Below are 16,165 nucleotides of genomic sequence, written 5' to 3'. Positions count from 1 at the left end.
AATTTCCAATGATATTGTTTAGAACGTATTGGCATTATAATTTTATCTTTTGAAATACTGTGGAGGTAAAAATGGGAGCATATCTCAAAGAAATAGGAACTGACAATCCTAGAATGCATTGCATTTGCATGAACAAATCTTATTTTTTAATTGGCCGTCACGAAGCAAACGATATCAATATTAGAGTTGCAACAGTATCGCGTTTTAATTGTTTTATTGTTCACCATTCTATTAACAACTGTCTTTATCTTTTCTCATCATCTGCAAACAAAAATGTATACTTTAATCCACGAATAAATGACTTCAGTAGTGAGAAATCAAGACTAGACAGTAGCCTCGATACTTTACAGAAAATAGGAGCTTCCAGTTCTGCCAACGAACTAGAAAATGAAAAAAACAAGATGGGTAATATTCCAGGGTATAAGAAAGGTGAGTTTAAAACATTTGAAGATTTCCAAACAACACTAGTAAAACTAGAGGATACAGAATATTTGGATTATTGTATTCGCCGAGGAGCTGTGCGTTTAACAAACAAGAGCTTTATTGGAGTTTACTCAAAAGAAAAAATGTTTACCTATCAACTCGTTATTGAAATGGGGGCAGAGCCTTCAACAAATCATGGACATTTTACCAAAGACAACAACTAGCTTCACTGCTTTCTTTTATATTCAGCATAAGAAATTAATTTTTGTTTATAATAAAAGTATCTTCTAATAAGATAGTATTTGTGATAACTGAACTCAGTCAAATGCAAAATTATCCTCATGTAACCCAAAGTTCTTCATCGTAACCTCTATGGCCCGACATTATAATACCCACCTCAGGAGATATTGCGGCATTGTATTTAGGCTTTTTATCTCCTGAATACTTTTGAGTGTTGTTTGCTGCCACAAAATGATTATAAGAACTAAAAACAAAAACTCTTATTCCTGTAATATCTTTCTCAACAGGCCAAGCATAACAATACCAAGTATTTTCCTGATCTTCTAAATTACTCGATAAATACATTGTAAAATTGTAGTAACCATTTGTCGCAATGATATCTCCATCTTTATCTCTCATTAGCTTCAATGTTTCACTTAGTTTAATAATCCTACCAGGACTATTAATAACAGATCTAGCTCATAAATCCCAACTTAAATCGCGAATAACGATGTCTGCTTCTAATAGCGATTCAAAATCAGCAAACTCACCAATTTTATTATTGTTATTATTAAATAAAGCGCGCTTTTGAAATTCGGACTGTACAAGTAAAATATCAATCAACGACCGAAAAGCTGAACTCTCCCCTTTTACAATGACCCATCGAGGATAGTTACTATAAACCCACATTACAACGCCTGTTGATAACATAAAAAGCAAAATTAAGACTGGCTTGTTAAAAACTTTCTTCAACATATTTCTCCTCCTGTTAGAAACATTGTTAATAATGATCTTTCTATTTACCTCCAATTGGCAATGAGCTTTTTTTGATAAGATCTAAGGCGTGTCATCATTCGGCCCGTGAGAATAAACAGGTGCCATTGCCTTGTGTTAATACTACAAAAAGTATCGAGCCCGAGTCCGTTTCCGAAAACTTTCTAAAGATGGTAAAAAAACAGAACTTTTTACGAATTGTAACAATGCTTACTTTCTTTGATTAAAAGCTTTTAAATCGGGCTCGGGCTCGGAAATGGGCTCGGGCTCGAAAAAACACTTTGAATGATGACAGGCCCTATTTTAATTTTCCTAAATTTTAAGCTACTTTAAATCATTTTTTTCGGAATCACGATCGTAGCCTATATTCTTACTCGCGAAGTTCTATTATTTTAGTTATTCTTTTAAATGTCAACACTAGACAATCTTTCTACTTTTTTTGTTTCAAAAGTTTTATAATGCTCATTTGTGCCTTGTTTGCTCCTTGTAAATCTCGTCTTTTTAAATCATGAATCATTTTATTACAAAGCACAAGTAACTGTTGCTTCTGTTGTAACTTACCATTATTGACCTCTGAAATAAATACTGTTTGATTTCGTATGATACGTTTTATGTGAAGAATGTCTCGACGAAGAAGTTTATGAAGTTTAGACTTAGATATTATGATTTCTTGTATTTTCTTATATATTACATGTTGCCTCTCTAATAAAGTTTTTGGTTTTATTTTAGGTTTTGGTTTTGGTTTCTTTTGAGTATTGTTATTTTGTTTGAGAGAGGTTAAATCCCGCAAAGGGAAATTAAAGTTTATAGGCTCTTTTATCGGAATTAATAATGTTCGAATAGCATAAGCAGTAGCGTGAACAGAAGAAACCTCATCATGCCAATGTCCATTTTTTTGGAGTTGCTTGAGTTCTTTTTGGGTTTGAAAAAAAAACAGCTTAAAGTACGTTGGGCCAGCTAAATATGCTGCTTCGTTGAGATACCAACGTTGATAAAAATAGCGAAATGTACCAATAGTATCTGTTCTATATTTTTGATAATTATTTTGTAAATATGCCCAAGTTGAAAACAGCTGAGAAGGTTTTTCTTGGTTTAATAATAAACCCAAGGCGCCATATGCTGTTTTACCCAAAAACGATACAACTCTGGCATAATCTTTCGGACCAAAACTACCATTATTGTTCTTTGTTTTAAGAATATTATCAATCAAATTTTGCCATTGCTTTTCTGGTATTATTCTTAAACCAGCGTGACGACACCAAAATAGAGCCTGCGTTCTACATATTATAGAACGTTCTAATTCCAAAGGACTCACATTCCAAAAACTCCGCATGTATAAAATATAGATTAGCGCAGCTCTTAATGGTTTATACAAATCTTTACGTTTACTGTAAATATAATATCTTGCTAAAAATTGAGTGGCTAAACAATGGCTAATCATTCGCGTACCATTTTGAGAAATTTTTTTAGAATAAAAATTTCGCGTTGATAAAAGAAAATTTGCTGCCAACTCTAAATGTTTGTCGGTATAAATCCCCTTAGAATAATCAAGTTTTTTAGCTTCTAATAATGCAAGCGCTGCTAGCGCTGTTACACCTACATGAGAACAATCTTTTTTTGTAACGAAATAACCAGAGTATGATTTATAACCAACATTTCCATGCCATGAACCATCAGCTTTTTGTTGACTTACTAAATATTCTAAACCTTGTTTAATTAATACATTATTGTCGTTTTCTTGAGTAAAACACGGCATACTAACGAAAATAGTTATAATAGTCAATATTCTCATTACTTTATCCTTGAAGAAAATCTGTGTTTAAATAAGTAGAAAATATATCTAAATAAAATAGCTTTTTTACTATGCAAAGAACACGGTATCAACGTTTTTGCTCTAGGGATTTGTATGGTTAGTTTGTTAACACCATCTACTTCGTTTTAAACTAGACATGACAAGAACGTGACTCTGTAACTTATCGAAATTCTAGTATCCTGGTGATAATCAAATAAATAGACTTCTTTTCAGAGAAATTATTCAACTTTATTTCTATAATTTTATTTTTTATTGTGGCTAGAGTTTTAATACTTGTAATAAAATTAATCTAAGAATATGCGATGTAACAACAGGGGCCTCTCATCATTCAAGCTAATGAAGCCAAAGAATGCAAGAAGCTAAGTGTACAGACACTAAAAAATTCTGAGCAGTTTTGCCATACCAAAGTTCAAATAAAAACGAAAGATTCAAACTCCTAGGCGAGGTCGGACTCCCATGCTAGAAAATAAAAGTTATATACTCAACTGGAAACTATTTTTATCTGATCACTAGAATTTAGCGAACTCAAAATTAACTTTATCTACATATGATAGGAAAAAAATGATAGAACAAAAAGCTCTTTCTAATCATCCCGAACTAAAAGAAACATTCAATAATTTGCTACAAAGGTTAGAGCAACGCATTTCACAAAAAACTACAGATATGGGAGAAAAGCCGTTTACCATACCTGTTACACACTATACTGATCCTTCTCGATTTGAGAAAGAACAGAAACTTCTGCGTAATAAACTTACTGCATTGGGAGCCGCATCTCTCGTTATTGAACCTGGGCAATTTTTTACAGTCACTCCTTATAAAATGCCTCTAATTGTTACGCGCGACAAAGAAAATAAAGTTAGAGTTTTTGCTAATGTTTGTTCTCATCGCGGAGCCATTCTCAAGCAAGAAAAACAAGGATGCAGCAATGCATTTATTTGTCCATATCATAGCTGGAGCTACAATCTTAATGGCGAATTACTCAATATTCCCGGAATGAAAACAGGAATGCCAAACTGCGATAAAAAATCACTTGCTCTTCGAGAATATCCGTGCATTATTCGCGCTGGTATTGTTTGGACAATTTTAGATAACAACAACACTATCGATACAACTTTTGATGCTCTAGCAAATGAATTAGATCATCTTTTGTTAGATGATTTTCAATTTTTTCACGAATCTGTTTACTACGGTGATTTTAATTGGAAGTTGGGAGTTGAATCTTTTCTTGAAGTATATCATTTTAGCTATGCTCATGGTAAAACATTGCCAAACTTGAAATACCGTAATATTTGCTTAATAGATTCTTTTGCAGATCACGGTAGAATCGTTGTTCCTATTAATTCTTTAGAGGAACAAATGAAGAATATACCTCGTTCTGACTGGGAATTTTTGCAACATGTCAATGTTATGTATTTCATTTTTCCGGGAAATTTTCTATTAGTATTTGATGACCATTTTGCCTGGATTAATATAGAGCCTATTTCGCAACAAAAAACAAAATTAACTTGCACCACTCTTGTTCCTGCAAAATACGAAGAAGAGAAAAAACAAAAATTCCAAAGAATTTCAATGGGATTAGAAATGATTACCAAAGAAGACTATGAACTATGCGCAACGATCCAAAAAGGCTTAGCTGGAAAATCATTAGATAACTTTAGTTACACTTGCTTCGAAGAAATGATTTTGCGTTTTCATAATTCTATCGACAACTCATTACAATAAAGAGCAAGTTCGAAACGAAAGAAAACATCAAATGATTTGAATATTTTTTTGCAAAAGTTAACTAGAACGCGCCACTATTTATCTTTCTTACAATTTGGTTCTTTCAGAATAGGAAAAAACCCATGGCAGAAAATCTTGTAAAAAGAGTATCTAAAACATTTGACAGTACAATAGTCATGTAGGTCACATACAAAACGTCATTTTGGTAATTCTGTTTAACTCTATTAGTATCAGTCAAGGTTCGCTGTTTTAAACGGACAATTTAAATTGATAGCCCCTTAATCTTTCTTAACAAAATAAAACTTCTCTACTCTTTATAAAAACGAATGGGGACATCTATATTTAAAAATAGAGTTTCTTTTTCGGTTTGTAAGTTGTATGAGTAGAGTTGATTTTTACCTGAAACATCCGAGAGATAAACAATTCTATTTTCGGTTACATATTCAGGGAATTTTTGCTTTCCTGGTTTTTTTATTGTCGTTGTTTTCCCCTCTTTTATATCAACAATTGCAACGCGCCAATTTTCTCTTATTCTTTTTCCATAAGCTAAATATCTACCACTTGGTGAAAAGCTCATCCAGTTTTTCGTTCCATCATTTTTCCAAATTTCACTATGGTGAATAGGAGTAGCTTGCGGAAATGTTTTTTTCCATAACACAAGTCGCGCTCCATTGTCGTTTGCCTCTTCTATACTAGCCATAAAGTGCCCACCACCAGGGGAAAATGTAGGCACTTGGTAATGCATCCCTGATTTTGAATAAAGTACTTTGGATTTTCGGAAAGAAGGTTTCCACAACATAATATTTCTACGGTATTCTCCATTGGCAGTAGTAAATAAGTATTCATTTTTTGATACATAAAGTTCTCTAATAGATTGCAAGTGATTAAGCTCTACTAAACAATGATCCTTTCTACCATCTTTAAGAAATATCTGCATAATCTTTGAACCTTGGGTATAGAGAATTTGCATTCCTTTTTTCTTTTTGATTGTAGGATATGCATTACGTTTTACATCAATAATTTTGAATAACGTATGACTGTCATAGCCCCACACTTCATCTCTCTTTTGGAAAGTCCCTTGTAGACCTTTTGTCCATTCAGGAATAAATTTTTTTGGGACTATTGACATATTACCTATCGCATCTTCTACCGGGGCAAGGTGCTCTATTTCGTAATATCCTTGAGGATGTTCTTTGTCTATAAGAATAGTACGTAGATGACGATAATTGTACTTTTTATTTTTTGCCGTAAGTTTTGCTAGTACAAACACATAATTATTCCACGCCGTACGCGAACCTTTAATAGCGTTTTGTTTTTTTGTTATCAGGAAATTATTGTCGTTGATAAAACCACCTGTTACAGGGCAGTGTGATCCTTTAAACGGACGTAACATATATGTTCCATCTTCTTTACACAATGTACTCAATTCTATCTGGACATTTTCTCTATTCATTCCTAAAAATCGATACGTTGGATAATTGTTCTTTGTTTGGACTTCAATAATCATGATTTTGTTGCGATCGTTGTAAAAGGGAAACTTTTGGTGGTAATCAGCGTTTGTTGATAGCACAAATAAAGTTTTTGGTATCCGTGGTCGCAAAGGAATGGTTATCGTCCCCGAATTTTTCACTTTGTAAGAAGTAAGAGAACACAGTGTACCTGGCGTTTGTAATTTATAGACATACATGTTTTGTCCCACAAAATTTTTGCCGATAAAAATCTCTAATGGTTGTGCTATATGAATGTCAATTTTTTTATCTTGTGATGTAATAGTTCCCTTGCTGTTGTGGTAACTAGCTGTAAAAAAAATTTTTTGGCCTTTTTGAGTTATTTTGCCAAGAGAGGACGGCGCTATTTTCCACTGACTTAAAGATCCTATTCCTAGTAATATATTATCATTACTAAAGAGATTCCACGTTTCTTTTTGACGTTTTATTGATGGATCTTGATTAAAAGATTGTGCTTTATTTGAAGCACTTTCAGGCCTAGGAGAGAAAAGCAACCAACTAACAATAATAATCATAATCATGAAAACAAAAGCTGTTATTATCTTGAACACGTTAGAATAATTAGACATTCTCGAAGATTTTTTCACTTTACCATCCAAGTAATCCTTGAGCACCTGGATAAATTCTTCTACACTTTGGTAGCGATCTGTTTGGGATTTGGCCATTGCTTTTAAACAGATATGGTCGAGTACTTTAGCAATACGTGGTTTTATAGCGCTCGGTGGCGCAGGTTCCTGGGTAACAATTTTGACCAAAATAGCGGTTTGGCTATTACCAGTAAACGGTTTCTGCCCACAAAGGCATTCGTACAATATTGCTCCCAGCGCATAAACATCGCTACGTGCATCAATTTGGCGATGTTTTCCTTCTGCTTGTTCTGGTGGCATATATGCGAGACTACCGATAATGAGCCCTGTATGGCTAATCCCTTCTTCATCAGAGAGTATTTTTGCCAAACCAAAGTCCATTACATAAGGTTTTTCTTGCTCATCGATCATGATATTTGCCGGTTTTAAATCGCGATGGATAATATTATGGCTGTGTGCATATTCAATTGCTTTCGCTACCTGAATAAGAAGACGAATGCTTTTTTTAGTTGTTGGCTTTTTTTCTTGGATGAATTTTTTCATAGTAACACCAGGAATATAGTCCATAGTAAAAAAATTTGTCCCTTGGTGATTACCTATTTCATACAAACGAACAATATTTGGATGCTGAAGCTGAGCCATAGCTCTTGCTTCTATCAAAAAACGCTGTACTTGTTTTTGAGTAGTATTACTATCTGTTAGCATGATCTTTAAAGCGACTGTACGCTGCAATTGGACATGATGTGCTTTAAAGACTCTTCCCATACCACCACGACCAAGTTCTTGGGTGATTTGATAAGGTCCAAACATATTTTTGGCTGGATAATCAGTCATTGAATTGCATCCTAGCTTATGCTTTCTTTTATTGAGAAACCTTCGTTATTATATTTATCTTGTTAAGTGAATCGCAAAAAGTTTTTGCGACTTGCTTTAGGGCCTGTGATCATTCAATACAGATAAAAATATAACGGATTCATTTAATGATACGCCAGTAGTATTGAGCCCGAGCCGTTTGCGAGCCCGCGCCCGAAAACTTTTTGAGAGCGACAAAAAGTGATTTATTGGTTCAATACTAGTTTTTTGCGATGGAAAAAGAAACTTTGCTTCTTTGATAAATTGTTAGTGAAAGTTTCGGAAACGGGCTCGCAAACGGGCTCGGGCTCGAAAAAACACACAATATTTTGAATAATGACACGCCCTAGTTTAAAATTTCACTATTTTTTACCGCGCTTTTATTTTTGATAATAACAGATATTTTTGATGACAGGAGGTAGATTCAACTTGTGCATATTCTCTAACAATTGTTCTTTTTTACCACTACGTAGATATTGTAGTGCTATTTTCCACTGAGGATCAAATTTTATAGTTGTGATCTCACGGTCGTACAACTCATAATTTTTAGCCCCAAAAGCAGCTAAGGCTAGGTATAAACGATTCTCTCCACGTAATGTTTTTCTTGGTACCATTTGTAAGTCTTTTAAGGCTTGCTCGTAAAAAATGCCATAAATAACTAGTACTTTTCCACGCTCAAGTCTAAAATTCAAATTATTTGGAGAAGCATCTACGGCCTGATTGAGTAGCTCAATGTATTGGTTTTGTATGTATGCACTTTTCAACATGTTTCGATTGGAGAAAATATACTTTTCATACAAATAATGGATTTCTTGATCTTTAGAATATTTTGCTGCCAGACGCAAAAGAAGTTGTTCGCGCGTTTTATTAATTTTTGAAATTGCAAATGCTTTATATATTTTTACTATATTTTTGGAGCTTTTTTTCACAGCATCATCGTGGATTTTTTGCCAAAGATGTTTCCGTTTAATCCGATCACTGTAGTGTTTATTGTATTTATCTAGTTTTTCAACATTTTTTTCGATAAGGTCAGCATATATAGTTGTGGCTTGAGAATAATTCTCTAGTTGGAAATGACATAGTGCAAGTAGAAATTGGGCGCGAGGAAGATGGCAATATTGTAGTTTGTTGCGCGCAGCAATGTATTTATTTTGATTTACTAGCAGTGCTCCTTCGAAGAATTTAATTAAGTGAGTAGGCAGGTTTTTATATCGGTAGAACTGTTTACTTAATAGATTAAATTGTCGGGTGTGTACAAGACTGTGTAAGTAACTTTCAATCGCTGGTAAATGTTGCCCATTATTATCAATAATTTCTAATGGTGGCGCTAAATAATCTTTTATGTATTCAATGATATTATCAATAATAATTAATTGTCCGTCACTATTGAAAAAAACAAAATCCAATCCCGTACTTCTGCTTGCATCTGTGAGATGTGGCATCTTATTTAAACTATCGAATTCATTGATATTTCCTAATAGCTCTCCATTTTTTCCAGAAAGAACCGAAAGAAAATTTTCTTTATTATTGACAATAATGTCATCTACACCATCTTGGTTAATATCATCTTTTAGATCAAATGCTATATCGAAACCGCGAAGGTAAGGGACAAAAAGAGAAACGGTGGATGACCACTTGATTTTTCCTGTACGTGCATCTATGGAGTGTACACTACTTCGATCTGTTGCAAAAATGAGGTCTTTGGTTTTTGTTCTAGGGACAGGTGATTGCGCAATGTTACCTCCTAAAGAACGCGTATGCCAGAACAACTTCCCTGTGTCCGCGCAAAAACATGATACGGTACCTTGCAATTGTGAACAATATATCTCAGGTACATCATTTTTATCATTTTTGATTAGATTTGCGCTAGATAAAACAAATCCCATAGAACTAGTCGCAAGCGGTTTTTCCCATAAAATATTTCCGTTTTTTACATCCATGGCAAAAACGGTTTTTGCGTCTACAAAGAATACTCTTTTACTGATTTTACTTTTGTTTATTTTTACAAAAATAGACTTACAAAAAGAAGGAACTGCTTTTTTTTGATGCCAAATTATTTTCCCTTTCCAATCAATACATTTTATGTTCTTACCGTCTGCAAATATAATTTCTTGGATCTTATCGTTGTTTATATCAGTAACAAGAACAGAATTATCAGAAATATTATAATCCTTGTTTTCATATACCGATATTTTCTCATCTAAAGAAATATTATATCGAATAATAGTATTTTTAGTGATTACAAGAAGATGCTTTTTCTCCTTGTGTTTTATAATTTTAAGAGCGTGCGTTTCTTTCTTTATTTTTTTTTCTGCAATAATTTCGCGCAAATTCTTATTTGTTTTTAAACCAACAATTTCACCTCTCAAGTCGGCAACAAAACAAAACATCGATTTAGTATTTTCGTCAAAGTCAAATGCATAAGGACGACTATAACGTTTTCTAATCGAGTAAGTATATTTCTCTGGTAAGTACGTCGTTATATATTTGTTTTTTTTATAAGTAATAGCTCGGAGCGTTTTATTCGCTAAATAAATAATCTCTGGAAAATTGTTTGGCGTGACATCTTTTAGGATAAGGTCGTTTATTTTATAAGGAGAAAACCAAAATGGTTTAGCCTGTTTTTGAACTTTTGTATCAATAATATATATATAACTAAATCCCCAAACAACAGCAAATAAATCATTATCTTTTTTTATTAGATAAACTGGTGAGCTTTTTTTATTCTTAAATTTGTCTTTTTCTGATTTAAGTTGTAAAGTTTTTAATGTTTTACCACTAGAAGCATCAATACAATAAACCGAATTTAAATGCAACCAAATCCTAGGAGAACTATCAGAATAGTCAATTGTAATGGGAGATCCATGTACATTTTTAAATGGTGCAACCCATTTTTTTTGATTTTTTTGTAAGTCTAGGCAGGACAAACCTTCGTTAGCTGTGTAATACACCAAAAAATCTCTACCGGATAAAGATATTTTTTTTAAATCAATTATCTTCCCAACCATATGTTGCAATACTTTAAAGTTACCTTGTGTATCTATTCGAATTAAGCAATTGCCAAGAGGACTATTTCTGTTAGCAAGATTTTTACCAATAAAAAATATACTAGTTCCTATTTTTACCAGAGGGATATTATCCAGGGAAATTATATTTGGTTTTTGCCATAAAACTTTGCGACTAAATTTACCGTTGTTTGATCTGTAACAACGAACTCCTTTAGGAAAGTGATTTGCAAATGTAATGATGTCCTTATCACCATCGTTATCTATGTCAATAGAAACACAAGATTGCCCCCAGAATTCAGGTATTTCGAGTATTGGATATCGCGTCGAGCCGTTTACCACAATCATATATTCTTTTTGAGGCATAATAATGTCTTTGACACCATCTAAATTGAGATCAGTAAATTGTGTTGTAAAATAATGAGGAAAAAGACTGTAATTTATAGACCATAAATGATGTCGTTTGGTCGCATCATAACTAACAATAGCGCCATTTTTGTTTGTATATATCAAACTAAGATGAGAATCATTATTCATATTTACAAGTGATAGATTATTATCTTGGCCATCTACAAATATCTTTTTATTCCACACCGTTTGAGATTGGAGGGGAACGCGGTATTTTTTTCTTACATTTTTTGTAACTTTAAAAGATACCTTTTCTGGAAAATAGCCTTCTTTTCTAACAAAAACAGTGTTGTTCCCTGCACTTAGCTTTTTTTTGTATATATAAGACCTATCTTGAGTGGTATAAGTTAAATCGATCTTTCCTTTACTTTCCGTTTCTACTCTTAATCCCTTTATTTCAGAAGATATTTCAATTTCGCCTGTTGGGTATATTACACTATTAAGTGTAGGAGTAATAAAATAACCACAAATAACTGCAACAGTTACCATCGCAATTGTTTTTTTATAACGTTTTATTAAATCTAAAATCGATATAAATTGGTTAAACGGTTGTGCTTGAACAGATTGTCCTTTACTAAAAGCAATGAGATCTTCGGCCATTGATTTTGCATTACGATAACGTTTTTGCTTTTGCTTAGAGATTGCTTTAAGACAGATACTTTCAATTGCGACAGCGATAGAAGGTTTTATTTTTCGAGGAATCGTTGGTCGTTCATGCATAATTTTGTGTAAAATATTTAAAGCACTACCTTCAAAAATCACTTGTTTTGTTAGTAATTCGTAAAGAATAACCCCTAAGGAATATACATCGCTGCGTTTATCAATTTCTTTTGTTTTCCCTTGCGCTTGTTCAGGAGACATATACTGCAATGTCCCCAAAACATCACCGGTTCGCGATATATCTTCTTGCGTTTGTGTCATTTTCGCTAAACCAAAATCCATCACCTGCGGTTCGCCGTTTGCTGGCATCATAATATTAGCTGGTTTTAAATCGCGATGAAGTACTCCTTGAGAGTGTGCATAATACATTGCTTTACACACTTTCGCCATTAATTGAGCAATTTGATTGTTATCTAGCGATTGCTTACGAATAAAACTCTTTAACGAGTCTCCTTCAACGAACTCCATGGTAAAGAACGGTTGTTTGTCTTCTGTTCCAATGTCATAAACCTTGACAATATTTGGGTGATCCAGCTTAGCTGTTGCTCGTGCTTCTATTTGGAAACGCTTTATTGCTTTCTCGTTTCCGATACCAAGTAGAATTTTTAAGGCTACCGTTCGTTGTAATTGTGGATCGAAAGCTTTGTAAACACACCCCATTCCTCCACGACCTATTTCTTCTATAATTTGGTAACGACCAATTTTTTTATGACCTTCGCGTTCCACAAGCAATTCATCGTCTAGAGTAATTTGCGCATCTGTTTGATTGTTTACCATACTTTTTGTATCTGTATTGATAAGGAATGATTCACTAAGTTTTTGCTGATCAGCGTTTATTGGTGCAACAAGCATTTGTATTTGTGCAGGAGTGAGTATACTTTTATTAATGAGATACTGTGCTAGTGACATCTGAGGAAACTTATGTTTTTTTTCATTGAAATGCTTTTGTAAAGCATTGCGATCAATGAGTCCTGATTGTAAGATTTTTTTGACAAGATCATTATCTTGCATTGAGGTCATTTTTATCTCCTAGCTTATGTTTTTCATTCAAATACCTTTGTCAAACGGACCACAAACACATGGAAACTTATTTCTTATAAGGCATTCTGGCTAATTTTTTTGCTTTTTCCAGATCGTTTCTCAATTTTATTGTCTTTATACCTAAAACTATTGCTTTTCTCCAGTTTGATATCGCCAGGTCAAATTTTTTCATTTTAAAAGCTAGGTAACCTCGATTGTAAAAAGCCATTGCGTATTTAGGATTCAACTCTATAGCTTTATCGTAATCTATTTTGGCCAACTCAAATTTTCCCTGAGAATGATGAAAGAAACCTCTGTTTGTGTAGAGACTTGCTGATCTTGAATTATACTTTATCGCACGATTAAAATCTTCGAGAGCTAATTTATATTTCTTTTGTTGGGCGTGTATAATCGCTCTACCTTCATAAGCAAGGCCATGTTTGGAATTGTGCTTGATAGTTTGTGTGTAATTCTTCAGGGCCATATGTAACTTTTTTTGCTGTGCATACAACATTCCTTTTGCAAAATAAGCATCTGCATATTTAGGAGATATTTTGAGTGCAACGTTGTAATCTTTCTCTGCTTGTTTATATTTTTTTTGGCGAAAGTATGCTTGGCCACGATTGTAGTATGCATTGTAAGAACGATCTTTTATTTCAATTGCTTTGGTAAAATCAAGTATCGCCAAATTATACATTTTTCGATCAAGGTAAGTTAATCCTCTATTGTTATAGGTCATGGCTGAAAGGGAACCTAATTTTATTGCTTTGGTAAAATTTTTTTCTGCTAAATCATATTTTTTAAATTTTGCATACGCAATACCTTTGTGAAAGTATGCTTTCGTAAAGGTATTGTTTTGAGCAATAATTTTGTCTGCATGTTGAATAATTTGATTATAATTTCCCGATGCTGATAACATAATGATTTTGTTCATAAGTATAGTAATGTTATCTTCTGTTTTTGCTAAACGTTTTGGAAAAGAATAAAACAAGATAATAGAAAAAAGTATAGATGTGATAATAAGAGTAATTGATTTGTATTTTTTAAGAAAGACAAAAAATTTCTCGAGATAAATCAAAGTAATATTTTGATCTATTTTTTTAAATTCATATAACATTTTTTCTACAGAAGAGTACCTCAGAACGCTACTTTTTTGCAATGCATTTTCTAACAAGTTAGATAAATGTAAAGAACGCTTATCTTTTATTTTTATGGTAGTTGCGAGAGGAGGAAGATTTTGATGAACAACGCGATCCATTGTTGTAACATTACTTCCTGTAGAGAAAGGAGAGCGTTTTTGCCAGGAAAAAAATTGATAAAAAATAATGCCAAGACTAAATACATCAGTATTCTTTTTCACTTTGCCTTTTACTTGTTCTGGACTTATATAGCCAGGAGTTCCTACGACAGCACCTGTTTTTGTTAAATCTGTGAGTTCTTTATTTACACATTTAGCAATGCCTAAATCCAATATTTTAGGATGATAATTCTCACCACACAAGATAATATTCGACGGTTTTAAATCTCGATGAATAATGCCATTTTTGTTTAATTCTATAACGGCTTCACAAATTTGCTTTGCAATCTCTATTTGTTTATCTAGTGATATACTCTGTGACTTTGTTTTAATAAAATCATTTAGCGTAATTCCTTGTAAATACTCCATTACAATAAATGATCGATTGCCAATACAAAAAAATTCCAAACCCTTAACCACATGAGGATGAACTATTTTTTTCATAAAATAATATTCTCGTTTTATCCGTCTGAGGTTTTTTTGAGAATTTTGATCAAAACATTCTTTTATCGCAACAAAATCATTACTATTGATATCGCAACATAAAAAAACTCTACCCATTCCTCCTTGTCCAAGGACCTTGACGAATTTATATTTTTCATTTAGTAGTTGCATAGAGGTTCACATTAAAGAAATGCTGTTGTTTTATTTGACTATAACTATGCTCCGTAATGAAAAGCAACGAAGCTAATGTTCAATAGTATCAAATTTCTAAAAAGATAAATACTGTATTTTTTTTTGTATTTTCATCACTACTTTTTTGTTCTTTTCTTGTTTGAAAATAAAATTATTCATTTCCATCCATATAAGGATTCACAGGATCTCTACCTTAGGTATTTGATTCAATATCTTTTTGTAAATCTGGGCATTCTAGATTAAAATAGCTTTACTTTGTTCTTGATAATTATATCTTCAAAACTTTGTATACTATCATAGTGATTATTATTTCAATTGCTCTACATGAGTATATATCGCAAGCTAAATTTTGCATAACATTAACATCAAATAAGAATAAAATGAGCTCCACAACTACTGCTATTCGTAAAGATAGTGTTCTACTTTATTTTAGGAAAACGCATGAAAACATATATCGCTCTTTTCCGATCAATTAACGTTGGTGGGAAAAATTCTTTAAAAATGAAGGATTTAATTTCCTATCTCAAAAATTTTGGACTCCACAATATTAAAACATATATCCAAAGCGGTAACGTCGTGTTTTCTTCCTTTGAAGAAATTTCGCCTACACTATCTCAAGAAATTTCCGCTATTATTTTGGAAAAACACGGTTTTTCACCGCACGTTCTAATTTTAACTGTAAATCAATTTGAAAAAATTATTTCTAAGAATCCCTTTTTAAACGAACAAGATCAAAAAAATCATATTTATTTTTTATTTGAAAAGCCTGATGTGTCTAAGCTTTTTGAACTTGATAAAATAAAGAAAGAAAGTGAACAGTTTCTTCTCTGTGATAATGCCTTTTACCTGTACGCTCCTGATGGCATTGGTCGTTCAAAATTAGCAACCAATGTTACAAAGTTGCTTGGTGTTTCTGCTACTGCACGAAATTGGCGAACCATTTGTAAAATTTCTGACATCATCGAAAATACACATTAAAAAAATTTATAACGCAAAACTCGCTACAAGTTACTCTAAAATCTCAACATAGCAAATAACTTTCAAACTTTAGTATTATAATCGTTGTGAATTAAAACGCATATATATCTAAATGTTGATACACCCTACACAAACAAGACAATCTTTATCTTCAAAAAGTTTTTCAAAAAACCTCTTTTATCTTTATAATAAAAATATTATAATTAATTATAATATTAAACAGGGTACTAATCCTTGATTAGGGAGTGCATCAATTAGGAAAA

General features: G+C 32.7%; 9 protein-coding genes. 3 read left to right on the top strand and 6 right to left on the bottom strand.

Features of this window, described 5'->3' with window-relative positions:
* Positions 1 to 71 precede the first annotated feature (71 nt).
* Positions 72 to 647, top strand: coding sequence for a hypothetical protein (locus UABHE_RS33425; protein WP_372367828.1), 576 nt, complete (start codon positions 72 to 74; stop codon positions 645 to 647).
* Positions 648 to 762: 115 nt separating this feature from the next.
* On the opposite strand, the gene UABHE_RS33420 is transcribed toward UABHE_RS33425, so the two are convergent.
* From UABHE_RS33420 to UABHE_RS33410, 3 genes are all read right to left on the bottom strand, one after another.
* Positions 763 to 1,071 (bottom strand): hypothetical protein, encoded by a 309-nt coding sequence (locus UABHE_RS33420; protein ID WP_372367827.1) that lies wholly within the window; start codon positions 1,069 to 1,071, stop codon positions 763 to 765.
* A 51-nt stretch (positions 1,072 to 1,122) separates the two neighbouring features.
* Complete coding sequence (locus UABHE_RS33415) at positions 1,123 to 1,398, bottom strand: hypothetical protein (RefSeq protein ID WP_372367826.1); 276 nt, start codon at positions 1,396 to 1,398, stop codon at positions 1,123 to 1,125.
* A 448-nt stretch (positions 1,399 to 1,846) separates the two neighbouring features.
* Entirely contained in the window at positions 1,847 to 3,208 is a 1,362-nt protein-coding gene (locus UABHE_RS33410; RefSeq protein ID WP_372367825.1) for a hypothetical protein, read from the bottom strand.
* Positions 3,209 to 3,790: 582 nt separating this feature from the next.
* Here UABHE_RS33410 and UABHE_RS33405 point away from each other — a divergent pair.
* Positions 3,791 to 4,951: an SRPBCC family protein gene (locus UABHE_RS33405; RefSeq protein WP_372367824.1), complete on the top strand. Its 1,161-nt coding sequence runs from the start codon at positions 3,791 to 3,793 to the stop codon at positions 4,949 to 4,951.
* A 307-nt stretch (positions 4,952 to 5,258) separates the two neighbouring features.
* Here UABHE_RS33405 and UABHE_RS33400 read toward each other — a convergent pair whose 3' ends face one another.
* From UABHE_RS33400 to UABHE_RS33390, 3 genes are all read right to left on the bottom strand, one after another.
* Positions 5,259 to 7,880, bottom strand: a complete 2,622-nt coding sequence (locus UABHE_RS33400; RefSeq protein ID WP_372367823.1) for a protein kinase — start codon at positions 7,878 to 7,880, stop codon at positions 5,259 to 5,261.
* 398 nt (positions 7,881 to 8,278) lie between these two features.
* On the bottom strand, positions 8,279 to 12,991 hold the full coding sequence (locus tag UABHE_RS33395) for a protein kinase (protein WP_372367822.1): 4,713 nt from the start codon (positions 12,989 to 12,991) through the stop codon (positions 8,279 to 8,281).
* 67 nt (positions 12,992 to 13,058) lie between these two features.
* Positions 13,059 to 14,903, bottom strand: coding sequence for a tetratricopeptide repeat protein (locus UABHE_RS33390; RefSeq protein ID WP_372367821.1), 1,845 nt, complete (start codon positions 14,901 to 14,903; stop codon positions 13,059 to 13,061).
* A 462-nt stretch (positions 14,904 to 15,365) separates the two neighbouring features.
* Here UABHE_RS33390 and UABHE_RS33385 point away from each other — a divergent pair, with 462 nt between their 5' ends.
* Positions 15,366 to 15,902, top strand: coding sequence for a DUF1697 domain-containing protein (locus UABHE_RS33385; RefSeq protein ID WP_372367820.1), 537 nt, complete (start codon positions 15,366 to 15,368; stop codon positions 15,900 to 15,902).
* The last annotated feature ends 263 nt before the right edge of the window (positions 15,903 to 16,165 follow it).

The organism is Candidatus Uabimicrobium helgolandensis, from assembly GCF_041508025.1.
GTDB lineage: Bacteria > Planctomycetota > Uabimicrobiia > Uabimicrobiales > Uabimicrobiaceae > Uabimicrobium > Uabimicrobium helgolandensis.
This window is presented reverse-complemented; position numbering and strand designations above follow the sequence as displayed.

What these genes read in the sequence shown, in the direction of transcription:
- UABHE_RS33385 (WP_372367820.1), top strand. Translation starts at nt 15,366, where the DNA reads ATGAAAACATATATCGCTCTTTTCCGATCAATTAACGTTGGTGGGAAA.
- UABHE_RS33390 (WP_372367821.1), bottom strand. Translation starts at nt 14,903, where the DNA reads ATGCAACTACTAAATGAAAAATATAAATTCGTCAAGGTCCTTGGACAA.
- UABHE_RS33410 (WP_372367825.1), bottom strand. Translation starts at nt 3,208, where the DNA reads ATGAGAATATTGACTATTATAACTATTTTCGTTAGTATGCCGTGTTTT.
- UABHE_RS33405 (WP_372367824.1), top strand. Translation starts at nt 3,791, where the DNA reads ATGATAGAACAAAAAGCTCTTTCTAATCATCCCGAACTAAAAGAAACA.
- UABHE_RS33395 (WP_372367822.1), bottom strand. Translation starts at nt 12,991, where the DNA reads ATGACCTCAATGCAAGATAATGATCTTGTCAAAAAAATCTTACAATCA.
- UABHE_RS33425 (WP_372367828.1), top strand. Translation starts at nt 72, where the DNA reads ATGGGAGCATATCTCAAAGAAATAGGAACTGACAATCCTAGAATGCAT.
- UABHE_RS33415 (WP_372367826.1), bottom strand. Translation starts at nt 1,398, where the DNA reads ATGTTGAAGAAAGTTTTTAACAAGCCAGTCTTAATTTTGCTTTTTATG.
- UABHE_RS33400 (WP_372367823.1), bottom strand. Translation starts at nt 7,880, where the DNA reads ATGACTGATTATCCAGCCAAAAATATGTTTGGACCTTATCAAATCACC.